The organism is Fulvivirga ulvae, assembly GCF_021389975.1.
GTDB lineage: Bacteria > Bacteroidota > Bacteroidia > Cytophagales > Cyclobacteriaceae > Fulvivirga > Fulvivirga ulvae.
Window position 1 is genome coordinate 2,173,080 of the sequence record NZ_CP089981.1, and the last position, 20,974, is coordinate 2,194,053.

22 protein-coding genes are annotated in these 20,974 nt (G+C 40.1%); 15 read left to right on the forward strand and 7 right to left on the reverse strand.

The annotated features are described in order from the left end of the window. The 10 genes from LVD17_RS08925 to LVD17_RS08970 all read left to right on the forward strand — a co-directional run bounded on the left by LVD17_RS08925 (position 1) and on the right by LVD17_RS08970 (position 6,350). Positions 1–438, forward strand: coding sequence for a hypothetical protein (locus LVD17_RS08925; protein WP_233766196.1), 438 nt, complete (start codon positions 1–3; stop codon positions 436–438). Between the two features lie 150 nt (positions 439–588). Beyond that, entirely contained in the window at positions 589–729 is a 141-nt protein-coding gene (locus tag LVD17_RS08930; protein WP_233766197.1) for a hypothetical protein, read from the forward strand. Positions 730–766: 37 nt separating this feature from the next. Continuing rightward, a complete protein-coding gene (locus LVD17_RS08935; protein WP_233766198.1) occupies positions 767–1,114 on the forward strand; it encodes a hypothetical protein in 348 nt (115 codons plus the stop codon). Positions 1,115–1,185: 71 nt separating this feature from the next. Then, the gene (locus LVD17_RS08940) at positions 1,186–1,563 is read left to right on the forward strand and encodes a hypothetical protein (RefSeq protein ID WP_233766199.1); all 378 of its coding nucleotides are present in this window, start codon (positions 1,186–1,188) and stop codon (positions 1,561–1,563) included. 64 nt (positions 1,564–1,627) lie between these two features. Beyond that, the gene (locus LVD17_RS08945; RefSeq protein ID WP_233766200.1) at positions 1,628–2,578 is read left to right on the forward strand and encodes a hypothetical protein; all 951 of its coding nucleotides are present in this window, start codon (positions 1,628–1,630) and stop codon (positions 2,576–2,578) included. A 4-nt stretch (positions 2,579–2,582) separates the two neighbouring features. Then, positions 2,583–3,038: a hypothetical protein gene (locus tag LVD17_RS08950; protein WP_233766202.1), complete on the forward strand. Its 456-nt coding sequence runs from the start codon at positions 2,583–2,585 to the stop codon at positions 3,036–3,038. A 104-nt stretch (positions 3,039–3,142) separates the two neighbouring features. Then, positions 3,143–3,853: a hypothetical protein gene (locus LVD17_RS08955; protein ID WP_233766203.1), complete on the forward strand. Its 711-nt coding sequence runs from the start codon at positions 3,143–3,145 to the stop codon at positions 3,851–3,853. Between the two features lie 89 nt (positions 3,854–3,942). Further along, positions 3,943–4,317 (forward strand): hypothetical protein, encoded by a 375-nt coding sequence (locus LVD17_RS08960; protein ID WP_233766204.1) that lies wholly within the window; start codon positions 3,943–3,945, stop codon positions 4,315–4,317. Positions 4,318–4,623: 306 nt separating this feature from the next. Continuing rightward, positions 4,624–5,759 (forward strand): IS3 family transposase gene (locus tag LVD17_RS08965; RefSeq protein WP_233761233.1). Its coding sequence is split into 2 segments (ribosomal slippage): positions 4,624–4,885 and positions 4,885–5,759, totalling 1,137 coding nucleotides; the frame shifts between segments, so codons are not numbered across the junction. Positions 5,760–5,918: 159 nt separating this feature from the next. Beyond that, entirely contained in the window at positions 5,919–6,350 is a 432-nt protein-coding gene (locus LVD17_RS08970) for a hypothetical protein (RefSeq protein ID WP_233766206.1), read from the forward strand. 79 nt (positions 6,351–6,429) lie between these two features. Here the strand turns inward: LVD17_RS08970 and LVD17_RS08975 are convergent, their stop codons facing one another. Further along, the gene (locus LVD17_RS08975) at positions 6,430–6,981 is read right to left on the reverse strand and encodes a DinB family protein (protein ID WP_155173854.1); all 552 of its coding nucleotides are present in this window, start codon (positions 6,979–6,981) and stop codon (positions 6,430–6,432) included. 268 nt (positions 6,982–7,249) lie between these two features. On the opposite strand from LVD17_RS08975, the gene LVD17_RS08980 reads away from it, so the two are divergent. Then, a complete protein-coding gene (locus LVD17_RS08980) occupies positions 7,250–9,622 on the forward strand; it encodes an ABC transporter permease (RefSeq protein ID WP_233766208.1) in 2,373 nt (790 codons plus the stop codon). A gap of 15 nt (positions 9,623–9,637) precedes the next feature. On the opposite strand, the gene LVD17_RS08985 is transcribed toward LVD17_RS08980, so the two are convergent. From LVD17_RS08985 to fumC, 5 genes are all read right to left on the reverse strand, one after another. Next, positions 9,638–11,161: a GH3 auxin-responsive promoter family protein gene (locus tag LVD17_RS08985; RefSeq protein WP_233766210.1), complete on the reverse strand. Its 1,524-nt coding sequence runs from the start codon at positions 11,159–11,161 to the stop codon at positions 9,638–9,640. Positions 11,162–11,226: 65 nt separating this feature from the next. Next, the gene (gene lptB, locus LVD17_RS08990; RefSeq protein ID WP_233766212.1) at positions 11,227–11,958 is read right to left on the reverse strand and encodes an LPS export ABC transporter ATP-binding protein; all 732 of its coding nucleotides are present in this window, start codon (positions 11,956–11,958) and stop codon (positions 11,227–11,229) included. A gap of 15 nt (positions 11,959–11,973) precedes the next feature. Continuing rightward, positions 11,974–13,680, reverse strand: a complete 1,707-nt coding sequence (recJ, locus tag LVD17_RS08995) for a single-stranded-DNA-specific exonuclease RecJ (RefSeq protein ID WP_233766213.1) — start codon at positions 13,678–13,680, stop codon at positions 11,974–11,976. 123 nt (positions 13,681–13,803) lie between these two features. Beyond that, the gene (locus tag LVD17_RS09000) at positions 13,804–14,445 is read right to left on the reverse strand and encodes an SPOR domain-containing protein (protein ID WP_233766214.1); all 642 of its coding nucleotides are present in this window, start codon (positions 14,443–14,445) and stop codon (positions 13,804–13,806) included. A 60-nt stretch (positions 14,446–14,505) separates the two neighbouring features. Next, the gene (fumC, locus tag LVD17_RS09005) at positions 14,506–15,906 is read right to left on the reverse strand and encodes a class II fumarate hydratase (protein WP_233766215.1); all 1,401 of its coding nucleotides are present in this window, start codon (positions 15,904–15,906) and stop codon (positions 14,506–14,508) included. A gap of 218 nt (positions 15,907–16,124) precedes the next feature. Here fumC and LVD17_RS09010 point away from each other — a divergent pair, with 218 nt between their 5' ends. The 4 genes from LVD17_RS09010 to LVD17_RS09025 all read left to right on the forward strand — a co-directional run bounded on the left by LVD17_RS09010 (position 16,125) and on the right by LVD17_RS09025 (position 20,354). Then, the gene (locus LVD17_RS09010) at positions 16,125–16,838 is read left to right on the forward strand and encodes a LiaF transmembrane domain-containing protein (RefSeq protein WP_233766216.1); all 714 of its coding nucleotides are present in this window, start codon (positions 16,125–16,127) and stop codon (positions 16,836–16,838) included. Between the two features lie 27 nt (positions 16,839–16,865). After that, positions 16,866–17,918, forward strand: a complete 1,053-nt coding sequence (locus LVD17_RS09015; RefSeq protein WP_233766217.1) for a sensor histidine kinase — start codon at positions 16,866–16,868, stop codon at positions 17,916–17,918. Next, a complete protein-coding gene (locus LVD17_RS09020; RefSeq protein ID WP_233766218.1) occupies positions 17,915–18,661 on the forward strand; it encodes a LytR/AlgR family response regulator transcription factor in 747 nt (248 codons plus the stop codon). The genes LVD17_RS09015 and LVD17_RS09020 overlap by 4 nt, the downstream gene beginning before the upstream one ends. 142 nt (positions 18,662–18,803) lie before the next feature. Then, positions 18,804–20,354 carry a S8 family serine peptidase gene (locus LVD17_RS09025; protein WP_233766219.1) on the forward strand — a complete coding sequence of 517 codons (1,551 nt, stop codon included), beginning with the start codon at positions 18,804–18,806 and terminating at the stop codon, positions 20,352–20,354. Positions 20,355–20,395: 41 nt separating this feature from the next. Here LVD17_RS09025 and LVD17_RS09030 read toward each other — a convergent pair whose 3' ends face one another. Continuing rightward, positions 20,396–20,929: an RNA methyltransferase gene (locus LVD17_RS09030; RefSeq protein ID WP_233766220.1), complete on the reverse strand. Its 534-nt coding sequence runs from the start codon at positions 20,927–20,929 to the stop codon at positions 20,396–20,398. Between the last annotated feature and the right edge of the window lie 45 nt (positions 20,930–20,974).

Consider the following 20,974-nt stretch of genomic DNA (forward strand, 5'->3'; position numbering starts at 1 on the left):
ATGAAAAAGAAAAATCCTTTTATTAAAATGGATGAGAGTAATTACGTCTTAACAATCTTAGATTGTAATAGATATGAGTTGGAATGCTATGTGTTTAACAACTCTAGTGAACCAATTTTATTTGTCAGAGATAAGCAGTTAGATGATTATAATTATGCAGGTTATTTTTTTAGGGTTTGCTGGGATGCTGAGGATATAAGGGAAGATCTTTTACCTTCTATAGATATGGTTATGGATAGAAACTGGGGGGATGAGGTTTTTCCTAGTGAATTATGCACTGCCATCATAGAACCGAAAGTGACTTATTTTACAAATAATAATGATTTAGAAAAGGGAAAAAAAGACGCTTTAAAAGATAAAAATCTTCAAATCGACACTATAGATTTTAAGAAAATATCATTGAAATGGGTAGAGTTTTTAGAAGCCCATTGCAATTAAATCACAAAGTTGGAAAGTATAAAGGAGAAGGAGTATTATCCTGATTGGCTTTATGAAAACCAAGAGGAAGGCGGATGAAAGGATGGTATTTCAACTAGCCCATTAGATGGTTGGATCATTGAAAAAATTCAGATAGAAATGGTTCGGGCTATGAAAAATATGAATTTGATTAATGAATATCCCGATTGTAGAAAACTTTTTAAAGGTACTATGTTGGATGGTACCGAGTTGGCTATATGGAAAGATGTGGAAGGAAATATCATATCAACATACCCTGTAATTAATCAGTGATTATTATTGTTTAAAAAAAATCATAAATTGATCTAATATGACACCTTTAACCTCAATATTAAGTTTTAGTCTTAATGAACATACCTACCCTGTAATAGCAGCTTTAAACAAAAAGTACTCTGTTCTATCTTTATTTTTGCAGTCATGGGATTCTTCTAAAGATATTAATGAAGATTTTTTACCTGAATTAAATAGTGTTTTAATGCAGGAAACCTCTTATGCGGAGGTTAGTGCAGGAGAGGGCTATTCTGCTGTTGCCGCTATCTATCCAGATGAAGTGAAAATACATACGAAGCCAGATGAAGAACCTGTAATTATCTCTATTGAGCTATTTAAAATGTGCATAACTGATTGGCTAGATTTTTTACAAAGTCACGGTAGGTAATAATTTACTTTACCTAAACATCTGTTTTTTTTGTTCTTTCACAGGTTAAATATGATTCTTGAAGAATTAATATGAAAATTAACGGTATTGAATTTGACTTTGAAATTAAGAATGGTTTTCCACTAGCCAAGGTTAGATCAGGCTCCGAGAATTATTACTTAATAGCCATGTTTTTAACTGTATGGAATAACTCTAGGTACATAAAATCAGATCTAATTCCTTATGTAAATGAGCGAATTAAGAAAGGTCTGGAAAAATTCATTGATGATGAAGGCATAGAAAACTTGTTGTCTTTCGAAGCTGACCCAATAGGTGATGCACTTATTGATAAAGATAAGACTATAATATCCAGCTGGGCCAGCGATAAAAGTAAATGTGAAGTACCTACTCTAATATTTAAAAACATAATATTAGAGTGGCTAGACTTCCTGGAAAAAAATGGTAAATAGGGCGTATTAGCTGGTCTTTGTCTGTTTACACTTCATTGTCCGGATATATGTACTGTTCTATTTATTGCAGCCCCTATATTTACTCTGGCAGCACTGGCTGACGGGCGAACAACTCGCAGGCTGGGAAAGAGCACTGGCAGTTCTTGATCTGGTGCCCGGTGAGGTATTGGTAAAAGCGGGGATCGTTGCTGTTGTTGTGAAGATTGGAGGTAAGGTGGTAGATGTTGCCAAGCTTAGTGCAATTTCCCGAAGGGCTATTGCCAAGGCGATCCAATTTGGAAGTAAGGTATTACCAACCGCCAATGAACAATTCACTTTAATAGGAAAGAGCGGGGCTACCATTGGTGTACTTTTGAAAGAAGGGGCTGATGATGTATTGCGCGTTGCAAATGACGGCTGGCTGGATGATGCGGTTGATATAGCTTCTGACCAAGTATCACAAGTATCCTCCAGCGTGGTAGTTAAAGACGGTTTGGGCAATGTAGTTACGGAAGCCGTTTATATGGTCAAGAAGGCCGATGGTACAGTTGGCTTTGTTAAAGCCGGTGAGGTAGCCGTTGATGGCACTAAGTATAAATGGACTAATTTATCTGGTAAAGAGCTTAGTTGGCCAAAACAAACCGCTCAGGATATAGAAGTTGGAATTACGACCGCTTTAAACAATGCTGATGATGTAAGTAAACAAATTGAGGGTAAAGTAGGACAATATGTTAGCTCAAAGGCAAATGTATCTGGTTTTGGAGCTAAGTTTGACAATGCGGCTGGAGAGCTGGATGTTGTTACTGATAAAGTGATAATTGAAGTAAAAAAATCTGCAGGTAGTTTAAAATCTGATCAGTTTATAAAATTTATAGATCCAGCTCATCCAAATTACCTTAATGCAAACAATTTGGATGTGGTTCTATATATAGATGAAATACCAACTAAGAAATGGCAAATTGACAAAATAAAATCAATAGAGGAAATGGGAGTGGAGGTAGTATATTCATTAAGCGATTTAGATAAATTTTTATAAAGAAATGGAAGGAATATTTATATTTTCTAAAGCAAAAAAAGAAGAAAAATTTATTCAGGACTTAACATTGGCAGGATTTAGAATGCGAGCCTATGTTAGAATAACTGGATATTACTATAGGGGAAAAGAGTATAGCTCCTCTGAAATAGTCATTGAAAAAGATTATTATTCTAAAGATAAGGAAAGGCTTCAGGAATATTTACGTTTTTATATAGGCGAGGATACTCCTGTTATCGAGGAGTATCAGGGAGACAAAGTATATTGTTTAGGGTCAAATGATGGGGGCACTGATTGTGAACACTTGCTATTGGATTGGTGCATTGAATATCTGAAAATTAACCCGGATCATTTAATTGTGTCTGTAGATGAAAATGTTTACTCCCAGGAACACTTATTAAAAGCTAAGGAAAGAAATGAATTTTACTGGATGTATAAAGCACCTGAGGAACTGTTACGCTAGTAGGTTTTGGTAAATAAGGTTATAGAGCTATAAAAGAAGGAACAAGGTAGTAAATTTAGAAAGGTAATCAACTAATATGCCAGCATCCACATTTGAAGTAATAAGTGTCTTTATCTGAATGGGGCTACTCTATCGATAAGATAATTAATAAGCTGGAGAGACATAACCCTGGTTTTAGTAAAGAAGGTTTGAAGTCTAATTTGATTGAAAAATTAAATGATAACTCTTTTGATTGGATAAAAATTGCATTAGAGACAAAATTTGTTCCTACCGCCGATGACATGCCACCAAGAGAGTTCAAGATAGATGATCTGTTGATATATTCTGGTTTGGTGGGTACAATTTCAAATCGAGAGGCTAAGCTGGCAGAAGAAGAGAGAGAAAAATTAAGCGATCAATTGAGGAATGTTGATATTCACAGTTTTTCCAATATACATGAATTAATGGACAGCGAGCAATTCTCTTGGCTTAGGTTTGCAACCAAACATGACTATAAGTTGGCCTTTGGAGAAATCTATTACACAAAGGAAGATGTGGTTTTTCATGTTAAGAAAGTAGCTTGGGAATATCTTTTTCCAGATACACTGGATCAGGAACGGATGGAATTGATAAGTCATGAATGTAACAAGTTACTGAAAGGGCACACAGCTAACGATGGCTGGATGGATATGGACGAAATGGTAGAGGTTGTTTCCCAAACATATCCAGAAGTGGATATATACCTTTTATCAAAAGTTAATTGGGATAAGAAGATCCAAAGCCTTAATCATTTTAGGAATCCTATTGCTTTGGGATTTAAAAGGCATCTACTTTAGTTCTAGCTGATGGGTGGAAGTCCTTGTGTTACTGGGAGATCTGCAGTCAATAGTCTTCTTTTATTATGCTTATTAATATTTAGGTAAGAATGAAACACTTTTTTACGATTCTCTTTATAATGGCAGGACATATTCTATTTTCTCAAAAAAATGTAAATCAGGCGTTTAAAGAGGTTTGTGACTGTTTTGAGACTCGTTTTAACGAGGAATATGAACATTTAAATTTAAATAGAGCGGATAGTTGTTTTATAGAAGCAGTAAATAATCTTACACAAAAGCAACAAGATAATCGACTAGATAATAGACTTAAAATAAAACTAATTAGAAAGTGTGATATTTTTTATGCTATTACTGAGACAAAACGACTGCGAGAATTTTTTCTTAAATCCCCGACTCAGCTTGACCAGGAAATAAAACTCTTAAGTACGTATATAGCTATAACACCAATGCAAAATTTTTCTTAGAAAGGGCCTATAGATATTTCCTTAAATCTGAATATGCCTCTGCACAACAAGATTTAAATACAGCAAAAGAGTTAAATAAGGATATGGCAGATATTTACCTTTGTGAGGGTAGATTGTTCGAAGTTCAAAGGCAGTTTAAGAAAGCAAAAGCAAGTTATAAAAAAGCAATAAAGTTGTCAAAAGATGATGATCTGCATTATCTCTTATATATAATAAAAATAAAAATGCATGATACTTACGTGTAAGCACCCCCGTAAATAGGACAGTTTAAAAGTAGAGAAAACAACTTAAATTTGAACTGTTTTTATGAAAAGGAAAAGATTTTCACCCCAGCAGATTGCCAGTATCTTAAAGGAGTTTGATGCAGGAAAAACGGCAGCAGAGATCAGTCGTGAACACGGCGTTAGCCAGGCTTCATTTTACAAGTGGCGTCAGCGCTTTGGCGGAATGGAAGCTTCAGAGCTTCGCAAGCTGAAGGACCTTGAGGAAGAAAACCGAAGGTTAAAACATATGTATGCTGAACTGGCCCTTGATCTCAAACTTGCTAAAGAGATTATAGAAAAAAAGCTTTAAAGCCCTGTCATAAAAAGCAGCTCGTTAAAGAAGTGCAGAAGGAACTGAACTGTGGCATCAGCAGGGCGTGCCGTGTGCTAAATCTAGCCAAATCGGTATATTATTATCAGTCTATTAAGAATGATGAGCCTATAATATCAGCATTGCAGGCAAAGGCTGAGCAATTTCCTCGCGAAGGTTTTTGGAAAGCATTTAATCGCCTCAGAAATGAGGGTAATGAATGGAATCACAAGAAAGTTCATCGTATCTATAAAGCGTTGGGTTTAAACTTGCGTAGGAAAGTAAAGAGGAGATTGCCAGCAAGAATAAAAGAACCTCTGGAGGTGCCTGCTGCACTTAACCATACATGGTCTATTGATTTCATGAGTGATGCCTTATTCAATGGGCGTAAATTCCGCTCTTTCAATGTTATGGATGATTTTAATCGAGAAGCTTTGCATGTAGAGATCGATTATTCTTTAAAGAGCAATAAAGTGGTGTGGGTTTTAAATCACTTAATTAAACGCAGAGGGAAACCTTCGCGCATACGTATGGATAACGGTCCAGAATTTATAGCGGCATTAACACAAGAATGGAGCCGTATGCACGCAATAGAGTTCATTTATATTCAACCAGGTAAGCCTACTCAAAATGCATATGTTGAGAGACTGAATCGTACCTATAGAAACTATGTGCTTGATGCTTATGTGTTTGATTCTATAGATGAAGTACGACAAGCCACTGAAGATTGGATGTATGATTACAACTTTGTGAGGCCACATGAAAGCTTAAATGATAAGAGTCCTGTACAATACGCACAAGTGGCGTTAACAGTGGATAACTCTATCGAGTTACCCACAATTAACACCTATTATAACAATAATAATTAATAGAAATCTATACTTTTATGGAGTCCTAAAACGGGGGTGCTTACATACGTAGTTGAACCATAGTTTCAGCAGAAAAGGTGATTTAATATAGGAGATAAGATAACTCTGAAAGTAAGAGACTTTTTTAAGTTATACCCAGCTAGTCATCATGATACTGTTTTGCAATCTGCCTTGGTCGATGCGTGGAAGAAACTCGATGATCTTGGTGATGATGTGCTGCGAAACGACCCCGAAGCCCTGAAGAAGATTAATGATTTTGATGCCGAGACTGGCGGCCGTTTTGATGAGTTGGGGGATGAGTACATGAACACCCCTGACCCACACAAAAAAGGCTGGGTTGATCACTTGGAAAAGAGAACGGTTGATGGAAAGGTAAGAAAAGCAGGTGATAATGCTGATAAGTTTAAATCATTTGATACCAATGATAAAGTTCCTTCCAGGTATACAGATGATTCGCGTTTTGATGAATTAGCATATGATCCCGCCGAGGGTAAAATCAAGCCAGAAACTAGACAAGAAGCCATGGCAGGGTTGGAAGCTGAATCGCAAGGGCTTATCGATGGCCCTATTTCACCAGGATTTTTAAAGTGAGGAATATCTGCAAACAGATTTAGAGCTGGGGGCATTGGAGGAGACAAAAGCCCTGTATATTGCAACAGGGCTTCTAAAACTAAATAAACTTATAACTCGGCGGCTCAATATTATTCATTCGAATATAAAGATTGGCCTTAGCCCTGTGGTTGGTGCAGTGGTCGTTGGCAAAAATGATGGCTTGTGCCCGTGTCATTTTTGTATCGGGCCCAAAAGGCAATTCTACTTTTAGATCATCCTCTTTTAGGGCTTTAATGGCTGCTTCCATATCCGCGTAGCCTTTTTCAACAATAGCCCGAACTTCAGCTTTGGACAGGCCTTCTGCGCTGGGCTCTTCATATTTTACCTGCTCTCCTTTGATCATGGCTTTACTGAAATAGGTGAGGGTGTAGCCTATGTGCACCATTTGCTCAGCGAAAGTTTTACTTACTTCACTGGGTTTGTAAGTGTACTTTTCTTCCGGCATAGCGTCAGCAACTTCCAGGGTATGCATTTTTCCTGTTTTCCACATCGGCAATGTCATTGACACAAACGAGGTTGTCTTTTCTTCCTCCTTGAAATTAAAGGCGGTTAAAATTGCCACCAGGCAAACAACTGCTGCCAGTAGCGAAATTCTCAATTGGTTTTTCATGGGACTTGGGATTTTGGTTTTACTCAATTTAGAAAATTACTTCATTATCTCATACCCTTATGGAAGTTGTATGTAGTGGGAGCTATTTCGGCTTATGTACTTTAGCTTTGTTTCAAAACAACACACCCCATTGTTTCACTGTGAAACAGATTTTTGTCTTATGCTTAATATTTGTGGTTCATTTCGATAAAAATCGTATTCTTACTTAATGGCACTATTTTAGGGTATGGATAAGTCTTTCATTCATTTTAGCCAAGATTAGCATAGCATGATCAAGAATTATATCAAAGTTTCTCTCAGGTTTTTCTTAAGGCAGAAACTATTTACCACAATCAATATATTCGGGTTAACGTTTGGACTCGTGTGTTTTATTTTTATGGCCGTCTGGGTGTGGGACGAGTACAGCTTCGATCGTTTCCATAAAAATGAGGACAGTTTGTACCAGCTTTTTGCAGAACGGGACCGAGCAGGTGAAAGTGTGATTGTACCATATGCGCCGTCATCGCTGGTGTCGATAATTGAAAGGGAAGTTCCGGAGGTAGATAAAATTGCCCGTGTATTTCCAGCTCATGCTGTATTTGCCAAAGCTGAAGATACTTTTTTAGAAAAGGGTATTTATGCAGATCCTTCCTTTCTTCAAATGTTTAGCTTTCCTCTGAAAGAAGGTAGTATTACAATTAAAGAACCGGGCTCCGTGATAATATCAGCCGAAACAGCGGAGAAGTATTTTCCCGGTCAATCGGCCATAGGTCAATATGTAGATCTTGTTCAAAACAACAGGCAACAATACAAGGTGACTGGTGTTCTGGAAAAAATACCTCACCAGTCTTCTCTGCATTTTGATTTCATTTTACCTTATCAGCACTTTGAAGATACCCAGCGGCCATGGTGGAAAAGCTCCAACAAATACTCATTTTCAAACTATAATGTTCAGGTTTTTATTCAAGCTAAGCCTGGGGTTGTAGCCAGCACACTAGATGAAAAATTAACAACTGTTTTAAAACATCACAGTGTTGCTGACACGGATGATGCCCTGTTTACCTATCCCTTTGCAGACGTTTATCTATATGATGACTTTTCAGGGATGGGCAGCACCTCAGGCAAAATTTTGTATGTCAGGCTGATTTCGGTTGTGGCAATTGTCGTACTACTGATCGCCTGTATCAACTTTATCAATTTGTATACTGTAATGGCCAGTAAACGTAATAAGGAGGTGGCTCTGAGGAAGGCTGTAGGTGCTCAGAGAAAACAGGTGATAGTTCAGTTCTTGACGGAATCCGTTTTAATAGCTGTTGCTTCCATGTTTTTGGCCATAACGCTGGTTGAGATGCTTATGCCTTTTTTCAATGCGCTGACAGGAAAGCATATTGCCCTTCCTTATTCGTCATCTGGGTTTCTGCTACTTTTAATTGCTGCCAGCATATTTATTGGGTCACTGGCCGGTATTTATCCGGCATTGCAATTTTCCTCCTTTGGGCTTTTACCTTCAAAACAAAAGCTAAACGCAAAAGCAGGTGTAACAGGGTTAAGAAAGGTGCTTGTGGTATTTCAGTTTTCCCTTTCAGTGGCTTTTATTGTCTTTTCCATAGTGGTTTTTAATCAGATCCGTTTTATCGGGCATAGTGATCTGGGTATCCAGACAAGAAATATTCTGCGACATGAGCTTCACGGGATCAGGGGAAAACAGGAAGCGTATAAGGAAGAATTGCTACGCATTCCCGGTATACAATCTGTAAGTTTTACGGAACAGGACCCTTTAAATACTGCCAATAAAAACAATGGAATATCCTGGCCGGGAAAGCCGGAGGATGATAAATCTTTTTTTAATGTTATCCAGGTGAGCGAAGATTTTATAGAAACTTTCGGCATTGACATCTCCGAAGGTCGTGCTTTTACCTTCAAGAATCGTTCGGGTCAGCTTGCGCTAAAGCAGATCATTATAAACGAGCAAGCGGCTAATGCGATGAATTTGTCTGATCCTATCGGTATGGAGCTGACGGTTTGGGGAAATAAAGGGATAGTGGTAGGTGTAGCTAAAAATTATCATCATCAGCCTTTGAGCCGGCAAATTGAGCCGGTTGTGATTTTGTGCAACCCGGAAGAAACCTGGAATGCATACATCAGCATAGAACCTGATCATGTCAATACAGCTCTTCAGGATATTGCAGTAGCATACCAAAAGTATGAGGATCAACACCCTTTTGATTACTCATTTATAGAGCAAGACTATGAAACCCATTATGCAGGCCTGACGACTATTGGCTGGTTAAGTGCTATTTTTACTGCGGCTGCTATCTTTATAAGCTCCTTAGGCCTTTTTGGGTTGTCAGCTTTTCTTATGCAACAGCGGTCCAAGGAAACAGGGATCAGAAAGGTCTTAGGTGCTGATATGGCGGGCTTACTTTTTTTATTTTCCCGCGATTTCTTAAAGTTGGTTTTGATTGCCATCTCCATAGGCTTGCCATTGGCGTGGTTCTATGCGAAATCCTGGCTGTCAGATTACGCTTATCACTTTGAACTGGGCCTGCTCCCCTTTGTTTCAGCGGGCGTTTGTGCTATCGTCATTGCGTTGGCCTCAGTAATTTTCAACACGTTAAGGGCTGCTATGACAAACCCGGTGCATACGCTTAAAGAGGAGTAGACTTTAAGAAGTGGCTTAGACGCTTCTCATTATTTCAAGGATGTCATCAATATGTTCTCGGTTGTTCGATAGACGAGGAACTTTATTCTGGCCTCCCAGCTTGCCTCTTTTCTTCATCCAGGCATAGAATGTGCCCTCTTTGGCGCTATGTACAACTGGAGGGAGGAGGGCCATGTCTTTATAACGCTTGGCGTCGTAATCAGAATTTATCTCGCGGAGTTTTTCGTCTAGAAATTGCGTAAATCTATCAAGATTATCAGGTAGTTTTTTAAACTCAATGATCCATTCATGGCCACCTTTGTTTCCTTCATCAAAATAGATAGGAGCTGCGGTAAAGTTATCTATAATAGCTCCTGTTTTTGCGCATGCGTCAGTTATTGCCGACTCTGCATTTTCTATTATAACCTCTTCACCGAATGCATTAATAAAATGCTTGGTACGGCCGGAAATTTTAATCCTGTAAGGTGATGTGCTTGTAAATTTTACTGTATCACCAATATTATAGCGCCAAAGTCCGGAATTGGTACTAATGAGCATGGCATAGTTTTTCCCAACCTCAACCTCATCCAGTGAAATCGTTTGCGGATCCGGACTGTTAATATTATCAAATGGAATGAACTCGTAAAATATTCCGTAGTCAAGCATGAGCAGGAGCTCATTTGAATTTTTTTGATCCTGAATCCCAAAAAAGCCCTCCGAAGCGTTATAGGTTTCGCAGTAGTTCATGTCATCCTTAGGGATCAGCTTTTTGAAAAGCTCGCGATAGGGAGTAAAAGCTACTGCTCCATGAAAGAATACTTCAAGATTAGGCCATATTTCAAGTATGTTTTCCTTTCCTTTTAGCTCCAGCACTTGTTGAATGAGCAGGATGGTCCATGTAGGCACTCCAACCAAATTGGTCACATTCTCTTCTGAAGTGATCGAAGCCATTTTTTCGATTTTCTCTTCCCATTTATCCATCAATGCAACATCCAGCTTTGGGGTTCTGATTAGTTGAGCCCATAAAGGAAGGTTTTGCATGATCACCGCAGAAACATCACCATAGTAGGAATTGGCATTGGGATCATACTCATTGATCTGATGGCTTCCGCCAATGGTTAGCCCTTTACCAGTAAACATTTTGGTTTCGGGATAGTTATTGACATAAATAGAGATCAGATCCTTTCCACCTTTGAAATGACAGTCTTCAAGCGCCTCAGGAGAAACTGGGATAAATTTACTTCTGGCATTGGTTGTACCGGATGATTTGGCGAACCAGGTAATTTCTGAGGGCCATAAAATATTTTGCTCTCCACGCATGAGCCGCTCTATGTATGGGAACATGTTTTCATAAGCATGTACTGGGACACGCTCTTTATACTGTTGATAATTGGTGATACTTTTAAAATCGTATTTTTTACCAAATTCTGTGTTTTTGGCCTCAGTCACCAATTTTTTAAAGAGCTCTTGCTGTACGTCATGGGGGTATTTAATGAAAAGTTCGATATCATGTATCCGCTTCTTCATCACCCAGGTTAATATCGAATTCAGTATATCCACCAGCTATTATTGTTTTGAAATAACTTAAAAATAAAAATAAAACGGTTTGTTGGTGATATGCCGGGTCAAATTTTTCTTTTTAACTCAAAATGCTGCCCGAGGTATACGCGCCTTACCTGCTCATCGGCCGCAAGCTCTTCTGCAGAGCCGGCTTTAAGCAGCTTACCTTCAAACATGAGGTAGGCACGGTCTGTAATTGAAAGGGTCTCGTTTACGTTGTGATCGGTTATAAGAATGCCAATATTCTTCTTTTTAAGCTGGGCAACAATAGTCTGTATCTCTTCAACAGCAATAGGGTCTACACCGGCAAAAGGCTCGTCGAGAAGCACAAAATTTGGATCAACAGCAAGTGCCCGGGCAATCTCTGTCCGACGGCGCTCTCCTCCGGAAAGTACCATACCCAGATTTTTACGCACATGCGTAAGGCTGAATTCTTCAAGAAGGGACTCACACTTTTCTTTCTGGGTGGCTTTTGGAATATTTCTCATTTCCAAAACGGCCATAATATTTTCTTCTACTGTAAGTTTTCGAAACACGGAAGCCTCCTGTGCCAGATAGCCAATACCTAGCTTGGCCCGTCTATACATCGGTAGGTCAGTAATATTATCGTCATCCAGGAATATCTGTCCTTCGTTGGGCTTGATCAGGCCTACAATCATATAAAAAGTTGTGGTTTTACCAGCTCCGTTAGGCCCTAATAAACCAACAATTTCCCCCTGCTCTACCTGTACGGACACATTGTTAACAACTGTTCTCTTCTTATATTTTTTAACTAGATGGTCTGCTCGTAAAATCATATATGACAAAAATAACTAATCGAACTTTATATCCTTTACATTTAACTGAATAGACTGATAGCCCATGTAGTTATTTTCTTCTATAGAAAACGCCATTCTGAACTTTTCTCCATTCTTTATCCTCTTTTCATATGCCCCGAGATTAAACCCGATGGCTTCCAGCTGGTTATTACAACCATCTTGCCGAGCGATGAATTTGAGGTGCTTGTCTTTGATCAACCTCAAAGAGCCTGCCACACTTATGTTTTCTGCTAAGAATACCGGACAGAGATTTTCAGGGCCGAATGGCTCCATCTGATTGATCACACCAAAAAACTTGGATGTGATCCTGTCAAAGGTTATTTCAGTGTCGATATTGACCAGTGGCGTTAACAGTTCCTCGGAAATAGAACTGGAAACGACCTCTTCAAATTTTTTCTGAAAGGCCTCAACTTTATTTATTTCCAGGGTAAGCCCTGCAGCATACATATGTCCTCCAAATTGCTCCAGCAAATCACTGCAATTCTCGATGGCATTATAAACATCAAAGCCGGGAACAGATCTCGCAGAACCTGTAGCCTTGTTGTTGGACATAGTTAAAATGATAGTGGGGCGATGATATCGCTCGATACACCGTGAGGCAACAATACCTATAACCCCTTTATGCCAGTCATTTTTAAATAATACAGTTGATTTTGAGGTTTTCAGGTTTTCACTTGCTTCGATCATTGCAATGGCCTCCTCCGTTATTGTTGCATCAAAATCACGGCGTTTATCATTTTTTACATCCAATTGCTCACCGAAGTGGTACGCCTCTTCTTCCGATTCTGATAATAACAGATTCACGGCTGTTTTTGCATGAGAGATCCTGCCGGCAGCATTTATTCTTGGAGCCATACCGAACACAATGCCAGTAATAGTCATTTTGTTTCTGATACCTGCCAGTTTGGTCAAAGCTCTTAAGCCCGGTCGGGCACTGCTTTTTAGTCTCTCCAATCCGAAAAAGGCCAACACCCTGTTTTCTCCTGTAATAGGCACAATATCTGAAGCTATGCTTACAACCACAAGATCAAGAAGATCTAGTGGGTCAGCATACCATTCGGGGTTTTGAGATACCAGTGCCTGAACTAGTTTGAAGCCGATAGCACAGCCCGGAAGCTCCTTATATGGATATTTGCAATCTGATCTTTTAGGGTCTAAGACAGCCACCGCCGGCGGAAGTTCATCACCAGGGCGATGGTGATCACAAATGATAAAATCAATACCATAGGAGCGAGCTTTTTCAACCAGCTTCACAGATTTGATTCCGCAGTCAAGTGAGATGATCAGTTTAAAATCATTTTCTGAGGCAAATTCAATACCTGCATCAGAAATGCCATAACCCTCTTTGTAGCGATCGGGTATATAGAAGTCACATGCCGGATAAAAAGAATTGAGAAATCCAAAGAAGAGAGCAACTGATGTGGTTCCATCTACATCATAATCTCCGTAAACCAGTATTTTTTCATTATTTGCAATGGCCTGTTCAATTCTGTGAACCGCCAAAATCATGTCCTTCATCAAAAACGGATCATGAAGCATGTCAAGAGTGGGGCGGAAGAAATTTCTGGCACTATCGAAATCAATGATGCTGCGTTGCGCGAGAATAGTGGCTATTGGAGGACTTACATTTATAGACTGTGATAATGAATGAATGATCTCCTTGTCAGGTTTATCTTTTAATACCCACCGTTTTTCTACCATGCACTTTTTTTTAAACAAAAAGAAGCTGTCCTAAAAGCCATAATATTTTCCGGGTAAACGGCCTCGTCTTTCACAACGAGTTGACTTTTAAGACAGCCCCTTAAATGAACTTTGATTTACTATCTATTCAGAGTCTGCCGCACCATCATCGGCAATAACGCCTTCCAATACGTCTTTAATTGGTACTCTTACACCGTCTTTGTAGGGAACGATCCAGGCATCTTTAACACCCATTTCCCTCAGGTATTTTTTGAAAGTATCGGCCTCCCAGTAATCCCTGAACTGGCCAAGAGTGATCTTTTGCATGCCGTCTTCATTTTCTCCGCTAAAGTTTTCGCTATTCTCAAAATACTTTGAAAGGTCTTTGTTGCGGAATGCACCGATCTGCACCTTAAAAACTACGCCATCTACCATTGGCCCTTCAGATGAGCTTGCTGCAGGCTTTGATTTCATATCTCGCAACTCAGCTTTTGCAGAAGAGAGGTCACTTCTTAGTTTTGCCAGATCATCCTGCAGTTCACTGATTTTCGCATCTTTGTCGCTCATTCGCGATTGCATAGCAGTATTTTCAGTTTTTAGACTCGTTACCTGACCTTGAAGTGCCTGATTTTCTTCTACCAATTGCTTCATCTGCTCTGGGTTCTTCGAATATTCCTTGGCCTTTTTCTTCCACTCTTTCTTTTCAGCCTTAGACAATTGGGCAAATGAATTCACTGAAAAAGCCATAATCATGGCAAGCGTGAGTATCACAGTTAATTTTTTCATTATGCTATTTTTTGTAAAATCTTCGAAAATATACTCAATATAATTAAAATATTAAAAAAATTAGTTTTTAAGGCTGCCGACCATATCCTCCGGCCTCACCCACAGATCAAATTCTTCCTCGCTTAAAAACCCTGATTTAGTAGCTTCTTCTTTTAATGTAGTACCATTTTCATGAGCTGATTTGGCAATTTTAGCAGCTTTTTCGTAACCGATATGTGTATTAAGCGCTGTTACGAGCATCAAACTATTATTGAGGTGCTGCTCTATATTTTTATTATTAGGCTCTATGCCAATGGCACAATGTTCATTAAACGATACGCAGGCATCCCCTATCAAACGCGCAGACTGGAGGAAATTATATGCCATTACAGGTTTGAATACATTAAGTTCGTAATGCCCCTGCGCTCCACCAACAGTGATGGCCATATCGTTACCCATCACCTGGGCACAAACCATAGTCAAGGCTTCGCACTGTGTTGGATTAACTTTACCCGGCATAATTGAAGAACCCGGCTCGTTAGCAGGAATATTTATTTCTCCAATACCTGATCTTGGACCGGAAGCAAGCATTCTGATGTCATTGGCAATTTTATTTAAGGAAACCGCCAGTTGCTTTAGTGCTCCATGTGCCTCAACTATAGCATCGTGAGCAGCCAGGGCTTCAAATTTATTTTCTGCTGTTTTGAATGGAAGGCCAGTGAATTGGGCAATCATTTTAGCTACATGGTCGGCATAGCCCTCGGGCGTGTTGATGCCGGTTCCTACAGCGGTGCCACCCAAAGCCAATTCGGAAAGGTGATCCAATGTATTGTTTAATGCCTTTAAACCATGATCAAGCTGGGAAACATAACCCGAAAACTCCTGGCCCAAAGTAAGTGGTGTGGCATCCATCAGGTGGGTTCTTCCGATTTTCACCACGTTCATAAACTCCTGGGATTTTTTGTGGAGCGTGTCCCTGAGGGTTTTAACTCCCGGGATTGTATTTTCGACCACCATTTTATAGCAGGCGATATGCATACCGGTCGGGAAGGTATCGTTGGATGATTGCGACTTGTTTACATCATCATTAGGATGAATAAAAGTTTTTCCTTCACCTAGTTTATTGCCGGCCAGCACATGGGCTCTGTTGGCGATTACCTCGTTGGTATTCATGTTGGATTGTGTACCTGATCCTGTTTGCCAGATCACCAGCGGAAACTGATCATCATGCTTACCTTCGAGGATCTCATCACAAACCTTTGAAATCAGGTCTCGCTTTTCTTCAGAGAGTACGCCCAGGGCATGGTTGGTATGTGCCGCTGCTTTTTTCAGGTAAGCAAAGCCATAGATAATTTCGAGAGGCATACTTGCCGCATCACCAATCTTGAAGTTGTTTCTAGATCTTTCTGTTTGGGCGCCCCAATATTTATCTGCGGGTACTTTAACCTCGCCCATGGTATCTTTTTCTATTCTGAAGTCCATTTGTACAAGCTTTTCCGTTTTGGGGCAAATTTAGAAAATTATTTGGCTTAACAGCCTCTGCTTGCTTATCAACTTGCGGAAATCTGGCATAAGTGTATATATTTTCACTCTACTTTGTTCGGCGTTTACCGGTAATGACTCGTTGCCGGCCGATTAGTATCAACTATTTCGATAGAAGAGTGGTAAACTTGAATAGTTAAAAACTTAAAATTAAGAACATGAGAGAGCACAATACAAACGACAAGAGGTTCTGGTTAGGTATCATCTTTGTCATCTTTGGCGGATTCTGGCTACTGGATAACCTCGACATCATTCCATATTATTTCTCCGATATGTTGTTTTCATGGGAGTCCTTTCTAATCTTGCTGGGTGTGTACTTCATATTGGGAAGAAAGAAAATAGAACCCGGTATTATTATGATCGCCGTAGGCGGAGTATTTCTTATGCAGGACATGGGCCTTTTTTACGTGCGGAACATATGGCAGCTATTCTTACCTGCGATCGTTATTGTCATAGGTATTTCGTTGATCATGCGTCGCTCAACTTTTGGCCGGCACCTTGATGGAGACGAAAAAAAAAATGATCTGGACTATATTGATGATTTTGCAGTTTTCGGCGGGCGTGAACGTACAATTGACTCACAAAACTTTAGAGGTGGTCGGATAACGGCGATGTTTGGAGGCTCACAAATGGACTTACGGACAGCTGATCTGGCAGCCGGTAATAATGTGTTGGATGTATTTGTAATCTTTGGAGGTACCGAAATCATTGTTCCGCCAGACTGGACAGTCCATGTTGAAGTATTCTCACTTTTGGGAGGTTTTAGCGATAAACGTGCCACAGCTTTGAAAGTAGTGCCTAATCCCGACAAAGTTTTGATTATCAAAGGGTTTGTTATGTTTGGAGGTGGAGATGTAAAATTGCAGAGATAAGTACAAAGCAACACTCAACACTAAACAATGAAACACCCACTGGCAGGTAAAGCCGTTATATTTTATGTATCCGCATGGGCAGCAGTGATCGCTGTTCATGCGGTTTTACTCTATTATCATTATCAGCTACCGTTATCGATTTCATTAGCCGACGCAGTTATATCGAATATACTGTTGGCAGGAATAGGGCTGAGCTATTGGTATGTTGTGCAATATATTTCCCCGGATAGTCAGGGCATTTCCGGTGTTATTATCAGCCATATTCTCGGAGCTTCCATATCAGCGCTGCTTGTAGTTTATGGAGCAAGTTCAGCTCTTTCGGCCTTTTTTAGCGAAAACGACAGTTATAGCGACTTAGTGGACGGGTCCTTCTTATGGCGAATTATTATCAGTGTGTTTTTCCTCGCCCTGATCATAATGGTGTATTACCTGCTTCGCTACAATAACAACCTTCGCTTAAAAGAGCAGGAAGAGTTGCAGCTACAGGGAATGCTCAGGCATTCGGAGCTTGAAATGCTCAAGTTCCAGATCAATCCACATTTTATATTTAACAGCCTGAACTCGGTAAGCTCCCTTACTATTACCGATCCTGACAAGGCCCGGGACATGGTAATAAAACTTTCGGATTTTCTCAGGTCATCTCTGGGCAACCAAAGTCCGGAGAAGCATTCGCTAAAAGATGAGCTGGCACAAATGCAGTTGTACCTGGATATAGAAAGGGTGCGTTTTGGCGACAGGCTTACTGCGGTACACGAAATTGACCCGGCATGTCAAAGCATGACGCTTCCCAACATGATTTTACAGCCCATTTATGAAAATGCCATCAAATATGGAATTTATGAGCAATTAGAGGGCGTAGAAATAAAAACAACATGCAAATGCGAAGATGGAAATCTCAAGGTTTCGGTATCCAACAACTATGATTCTGAGGGAGCGCCACAAAAAGGAAAAGGAATAGGACTTAAAAATGTCCGCAACAGGCTGGAATTGACTTATGGCACAATGGGCCTGATGACTATTGAAAAAGAGAAAACGATATTTACAGTTCACTTGCTGATCCCCCAACCACCGAAAAAATGATAAAAACATTAATAATAGATGATGAAAAACTGGCTCGGGATGTTATAAGAGCATATTTAAAAAGCCATTCTGATATAGAAATAGTATCAGAGTGCGCCAACGGATTTGAAGGTGTAAAGGCTATTCATGAGGTAAAACCCGATTTGATCTTTCTTGATGTGCAAATGCCCAAACTTACGGGTTTTGAAATGCTTGAGCTTCTGGATACAGTGCCAGTCATCATATTCAGTACAGCTTATGACAAGTTTGCGCTAAAAGCCTTTGAGCAAAGTGCTGCTGATTACCTGCTGAAGCCATATTCACAAAGCCGCTTTAACGAAGCTATATCGAAGGCCAGGCAACGCCTGACGGGAGGAGGAGAAGATAAAGAGCTGATAACTAAAATTCAGGAGAGCCGTGAAGTTGCCCGTGAAGGGCTTGATCGACTGGTAGTTAGACTGGGCAGTAAAATAGTTATTATTTCTCTGGATAAAATTGATTTTATAGAGGCTCAGGATGACTATGTTGCTATCCACAGTGAAGGCAAAAAATATTTAAAACAGCTTACCATGAAATACCTGGAATCCTCATTGCCTGAAAATCAATTTGTCAGAGTTCACCGGTCGTTTATAGTTTCCATTAGTAGTATTGACCGGTTGGAGGCCATGTCCAAAGACACCTATATGGCAATACTCAAGACTGGCATTAAAATTCCTGTAAGCCGATCGGGTTATGGTTCATTAAAAGAGGTGCTTAATTTTTGATTTCACTTTCTTCATTCTGCAATAATTGGTAAAAACCTTACATCACGCAAGATTCTTTGTTTTTTGGTTGCTTTAAGGAAATAAAATTTCGAGTTTAGGTGAAATTAGGCTTCTATGCCTAAAACAACTTAAACCTAAACCTATGAATTTTATGACCAACTACAGATTACTGTTATTGGTATTCCTCGGCGCCATGCTGATGAGGTGTACTAATGACCCCAACGAACTGGAAGCTCCTCGGGTAGACCAGGAACTTCTGCTCATCCCAAGAGATCAGATTGATGATCAAATCATGGAATCCCTAAAAGCGACCAATGAGTTTAACTGGAAGGATGCGTCCGATCAGGTACTTTGGAGTGCCTTGATGCATTCAGACTCTACATTGACTATTGGTTATCAGCCAGAGGGCGAGAGTGATGTCAACTCAAGAATGGCTACCATTGATATTAAAGGAAAAAACTGGGTGCAAGCCCGTGAGAATGTTGTGGAGGAAGCCCTTTACATTATTAACAAAGGGAATGATCAGCCCCTTGAGTCGGAAGATATTGATTTGCGTGCACATGATGTATTACCTTATGTGGAAATACATATCACTGATCCGGCCGTAATCACCAGGCTCAGGTCTTTGCCAAACGTACGTTATGTTGAGCCTTTGGGCTATGAAGTGGACTTTTCCAGATATGCTGCTGAGGGTAGAGAGGAAAGCAGCAAAGGTTGCTCAAACGATCCGGATTCTGGAATCCCTGCAGGCGATTATACTGTGGTTGCCCCTAATGCTAAGGTGTCGTGGAACTACAGCTATATGAATATCCCTCAGGCGTGGAATCATAGCACAGGGAGTGGTATAGCCGTAGGCCTGATAGATACTGGTATATCTCCAAATCAAACCAAGCTTAACGGAGAATTCAATTCGGGATATTCCAGTGGAAGATATGTTCATAAATATGGCTTTTATGTAAGTAGTTGGTGGCCATGGGATGATCCTGACGGGCCCAATGACCAATGTGGCCACGGTACGGCTATGGCTGGTACTATTGCTGCTCCAAGAAGTACTTCCGGAAGCTCAGTAGGTGTAGCTTACAATGCTAATCTTGTAGCTGTAAGAGGTACGGGGGATGTAGTTATTAACGGAAGCAGTGAAAAGACCGGTGTTTCAGATGCTCTTGTTTTTCTTGGTAACCGAAGTGATGTAAAGATCATTAGCATGTCAATTGGTGATGTTTTCAGTAATTCTAAAGTTGCTGATGCCATACGCTACGCCTATGGTAAAGGAAAATTAATATTTGCGGCGGCAGGTACATCAACTTCATTTACTAACTGGTACGGTGTAATATTCCCGGCATCAATGAATGAGACTGTAGCTGTGACAGGAATTAAAGAAGGAAGCGGTTATCAGCGATGTGACATCTGCCATTCCGGAGATAAAGTAGATTTTACTGTGGTTATGGAAAGATCGGGAAGCGGTAAACACGCCCTTACCCTGGCCATGAGTGGCAGCAGCCCTTCAACAGTAGGAGGCTCTTCGGTGGCTACAGCCACTGCAGCAGGTATAGCTGCCTTGGTATGGTCCAAAAACCCAACCTGGACACGCACTCAGGTACTTAATAAAATGAAACAAAGTGCTGATCTGTATCCGGGCAGAAGCTCTGAATATGGATGGGGCACCTTAGATGCGTTGGCTGCGGTTAATTAAACAGGTAGTAAACTCCGGCGGGTCATCCGGACCTGCCGGGCTTACTTGTACCCAATTTTGTTATAAAAATCCCAAATGACGATCCCCACACTCACCGAGATATTTAATGAGTGTTTGGTGCCATGTTGAGGTATTTCAATGCACTCGTCAGATTCTTCTACGATCTTTTCATCAACGCCAAAAACTTCATTTCCAAAAACCAGGCAGTACTTCTCATCTACTTTGGGCTGAAAATCATTTAGCATAATGCTTTTGTCAACCTGCTCAACGGAGATTATTTTGTAACCATCTTCTTTCAGTTTTTTAATTCCGGCAATTGTATCCGACATATGCTCCCACTCTACCGATTCGGTGGCTCCCAGTGCGGTTTTAGTTATATCTCTGTGAGGGGGTGTTCCGGTGATGCCACCAAGATAGATTTTCTCTACCAGGAATGCATCTGCCGTCCGGAAGGCCGATCCGACATTATTCAGGCTTCTTATATTATCCAGAAATATAACGACCGGAAGCTTTTCACTTTTTTTAAACTCTTCTATGGATTTTCTTTCCAGTTCTTCGTTGGCAAGTTTGCGCATCTTACTTTCTGATAGCTTTGGTTTTAAAAATACAAAGCTAACATT